Source organism: Roseomonas sp. 18066 (assembly GCF_902706185.1).
Taxonomy (GTDB): Bacteria; Pseudomonadota; Alphaproteobacteria; order Acetobacterales; family Acetobacteraceae; genus Pseudoroseomonas.
In genome coordinates this window covers 1-3,511 of the sequence record NZ_CACSJM010000273.1, presented here as the reverse complement: position 1 = coordinate 3,511, position 3,511 = coordinate 1, and the positions used below count along the sequence as shown (strand labels likewise).

The following is a 3,511-nucleotide window of genomic DNA, read 5'->3' as shown; positions in this document are numbered from 1 at the left end:
GAGACAGGGCTCCGGCACCACGACGACGACGGAATCGCGGCCGCGCTGCTCGCCTTCCGGCGTGCGCGCCTGGAGAGAAAGCTCATGCGCGCCGGGGCGCAGCGGCTCGGCCGGCAGGATCACCCATTCGCCGCGCGAATCGGCGCGCGCCCGGCCGAGCTCCTGGGCGCCGTCCTGCAGCGAGACCTCGGCCCCCGGCGCCGCGCGGCCGGCGACCACCGCGGTGCCGCGGGCGCCGATGCGGGCGACGTCGAAGCTGGGCGCGGCGGCGGCGGTTGCAGCATTCCCCTGGGCGGCCCCCTGGGCGGCCCCGGCCGGGCCAGGGGCAGCCACCCCCGCCGGAGGGGCCGCTGCCGCCGGGGCAGCGGCGGCAGCGGGCGGCGCCACCGTCGAGGGCGCCCGGACCGTCGGCGGCAGGGGCTGCGGCGCCGCGGCAGGGGCAGCGCCCCCGGCGGCCAGCCACCAGGCGGTGCTGCCGAGGGCGGCCAGGCCACCCGCGACGGAAAGCACCGCCAGTCCCATGCGTTTACGGTCCATCATGAACTCGTAACTAGGCGGGGTGGCCCCTGCAGGACAAGCCCGCTTTCACGGGGTGGTGAAAGCGCTTGCCGAGTGTGGCCCGGCAGCCTCTCATCGGGCTGCGGGATCATAGGGATGGAGCGGCGGGATGGCCCTGGTGAAGATCAAGGTCTGGGACGGCTGGGTGCGGGCGGGGCACTGGCTGCTGGCCGGGCTGGTCGGCCTGTCCTGGTGGAGCGCCGAGACCGGCCGGATGGAGCTGCACCTGACCAGCGGCTACCTGATCCTTTCCTACCTGCTGTTCCGCCTGGCCTGGGGCTTCTTCGGCTCCGACACCGCGCGCTTCTCGAAATTCCTGCGCTCGCCGGTCGCGGCGCTCGGGCACCTGGCGCATCTGTTCCGGCGTGAGCCGGATCGCGAGGTCGGCCACAACGCCGCCGGCGGCTGGATGGTGCTGGCGCTGCTGGCGGTGCTGCTGGTGCAGGCGGGCAGCGGGCTGTTCGCCGATGACGACATCCTGGCGCATGGGCCGCTGGCCGGCTTCGTCTCGGGCGACACCAGCTATTTCCTGACCACGCTGCATGGCTGGAACTTCAACCTGATCCTGCTGCTGGCCGGGCTGCATGTGGCGGCGGTGCTGCTCTACGCCCTGGCCAAGCGGCAGGACCTGGTGCGGCCGATGGTCACCGGCAGCAAGCGGCTGCCGGACGGCACGGTCGCCCCCCGCCTCGCCCCGCTCTGGCGCGGCGTTCTGCTCGTCGGCCTGTCCGGCGCGATCGTCTGGTGGATCTCGACGCTGGGCTGAACCAGCGGAACGCGGGGGGAGGACATCGTCCTCCCCCAACTGACAAAAATTAGCGGCCGCGGTAGCCGCGGTGGCAGGTGCCGCAGGCGCCGCCCATCTCGCGGAAGGCGCCGGCCGCGGCGCTGGTGTCGCCCGCCGCCATCGCCTGCTGCAGCTTCGCCGCCGCGGCGGTCGCGCCGGCGCCGGCCGCCTCGAAGCCGGCGCGGTCGGACCAGACCGCCGGCAGGGCGCGGGTCTCGCCCTTGTCGCTGCCGGGCGGGAACAGCGCCGGCAGCCCGCCGAAGAAGGCCTGCATGTCGCTGGCGCGGCCGGCCTCGGCGCGCAGCCCGGCCGGATTGTCCAGCAGCGCCTTGATCGCCTCCAGATGGCCGCCCATCCGCTTGAAGCCGGCCTTGCGCTCGGCGACCGGGTCGGCCTGGGCCGCCGCCGGCTGCGGCAGGGTGGCCGGCAGCACGGTCGCCAGCGCCAGGGCGCCCATGACGACCCATCGGGCCAGCAAAAACGTCTTCATCCGCATTCTCCAGCTCGGTCTGCCGGGCAGGGGTTCCCGGACGCGCGGGCCGACGCCCCAGGGGCAGGTGGCCGGCAGCCGCGCGCCCGCCGATAAGATCACGCGGGCGGCGAATTGGCAGCGGGTTTTCCGAAGCGGCCGGCCCAGGGAATTCTTCGAAGAAAAGCGCGGGGGCGCCCTTGCCGGCCCTCTCGGCCGGGGTTATACGCCCGGCCCAGCCCAAGGGTATGACCCGACGGCGGACTGGCCGGGACGACGGAGCGTAGCTCAGCCTGGTAGAGCACTGTGTTCGGGACGCAGGGGCCGGAGGTTCGAATCCTCTCGCTCCGACCAACTGAACCGGCCGGTTCGAAAACCCCGCCGCCCTCACGGGCCGGCGGGGTTTTTCGTTTCCTGGGATCGGCGGTGCCGCCACCCTCCTGGCGCCTCCCCAAAAAATTTGCGCAGCTTCCGGTGGGTTCGTTGGAATCTTGCACAGATCTTGCTTTGCGACCCCCACCACCGGCGGCACGAGGCCCCCGGATGGAGGGAACCCCACCATGAAGTCATCTCTGGCCCTTGCTTCTGCCCTGTCCTTGAGCATTCTGCCGCTGGCCCTGCCTGCCGCGGCGCAGACCACGATCGACAGCCTGGCCACGACCGTCACCGTGACGCCGGCCGTCGGCACCGACTATCTGTTCCGTGGCATCTCGCAGACCCGCAACCGGCCGGCGATCTCGCTGACGCTCGACGCGCAGCATGAGTCGGGCCTCTATATCGGCGCCTTCGGCAGCAACGTGACCTTCCCCGGCAGCAATGCCCGGCAGGAGCTCGACCTGCTGGCCGGCTATCGCTTCGAGGTGGCGGGCGTCAGCATCGACCTGGGCGGCGTCTACTACACCTATCCGGGCTATGACGCGCCGACCGGCGGCTACGACTACAACTACTTCGAGGCCATCGCCAAGGCGAGCTACACCATCGACCCGGTCAAGGTCATGGCCACCGCCGCCTGGTCGCCGAACTTCTATTACGAGAGCGGCTCGGCCTTCTATGCCGAGGGCGGCGCCGACGTCACCCTGCCCTTCGGCTTCACGCTCGCCGGCCGCTACGGCTACCAGTGGATCGAGCGCAACAGCCGCTACGGCGCGCCCGACTATTCCAACTGGTCGGTCGCCGTCTCGCGCGAGGTGGTCGGCGGCTTCACCCTGACCGTCGGCTACTACGACACCGACCTGTCGAAGAGCGAGTGCTTCGCCGGCACCAAGCTGTGCGATTCCCGCGCCATGGCGACGCTGAGCCGCGCCTTCTGAGCCAGGCACCAGGGGACCCAGGATGGGTCCCCTCCCCCCTCTGTCTCCCGGCGGCCCCCTGCTTTCCGGCGGCCCCTACTTTCCGGCTGCCCAGAACATCAGGCGGCGGATCGGGAAGGCCCAGGCGATGCCGGCGACCACGAAGAAGGGCACCTGCAGCGCCCAATGCAGGGTCTGCACCCGGTCGCCGAGCCACAGCACGGCCCAGAGATAGAGGGTGAGCCCGACCAGGGCAGCGAGGATGGCGATCCACTTGCGCGACATGCTTCCGCCTGTCGCATGGCGGGATGGTTTCGCCAAGCCATCGCCCCCGCCCCGGGGCCGCGGGCGGAGTTGCGTTGCAGCGCGGCGCCGGGGCGCCTAGCTGTCTCTTATACCCTTTTCAGT

Annotated in this window: 4 protein-coding genes, 1 tRNA gene and 1 pseudogene; 3 read left to right on the top strand and 3 right to left on the bottom strand. The window is 71.6% G+C overall.

What is annotated here, in order from left to right:
• Positions 1-522, bottom strand: a pseudogene (locus tag GVN67_RS28470) (peptidoglycan-binding protein); the annotation flags it as partial.
• A gap of 145 nt (positions 523-667) precedes the next feature.
• Between GVN67_RS28470 and GVN67_RS28465 the strand changes: the two are divergent.
• Positions 668-1,324: a cytochrome b/b6 domain-containing protein gene (locus tag GVN67_RS28465; RefSeq protein ID WP_160000675.1), complete on the top strand. Its 657-nt coding sequence runs from the start codon at positions 668-670 to the stop codon at positions 1,322-1,324.
• Between the two features lie 49 nt (positions 1,325-1,373).
• Here GVN67_RS28465 and GVN67_RS28460 read toward each other — a convergent pair whose 3' ends face one another.
• Positions 1,374-1,835 (bottom strand): cytochrome c, encoded by a 462-nt coding sequence (locus tag GVN67_RS28460; RefSeq protein WP_160000674.1) that lies wholly within the window; start codon positions 1,833-1,835, stop codon positions 1,374-1,376.
• Positions 1,836-2,091: 256 nt separating this feature from the next.
• Between GVN67_RS28460 and GVN67_RS28455 the strand changes: the two genes are divergently transcribed.
• A tRNA-Pro gene (locus GVN67_RS28455) sits at positions 2,092-2,168 on the top strand.
• Positions 2,169-2,374: 206 nt separating this feature from the next.
• Positions 2,375-3,124 (top strand): TorF family putative porin, encoded by a 750-nt coding sequence (locus GVN67_RS28450; protein ID WP_160000673.1) that lies wholly within the window; start codon positions 2,375-2,377, stop codon positions 3,122-3,124.
• A 75-nt stretch (positions 3,125-3,199) separates the two neighbouring features.
• Here the strand turns inward: GVN67_RS28450 and GVN67_RS28445 are convergent, their stop codons facing one another.
• The gene (locus GVN67_RS28445) at positions 3,200-3,388 is read right to left on the bottom strand and encodes a DUF2842 domain-containing protein (protein ID WP_160000672.1); all 189 of its coding nucleotides are present in this window, start codon (positions 3,386-3,388) and stop codon (positions 3,200-3,202) included.
• Between the last annotated feature and the right edge of the window lie 123 nt (positions 3,389-3,511).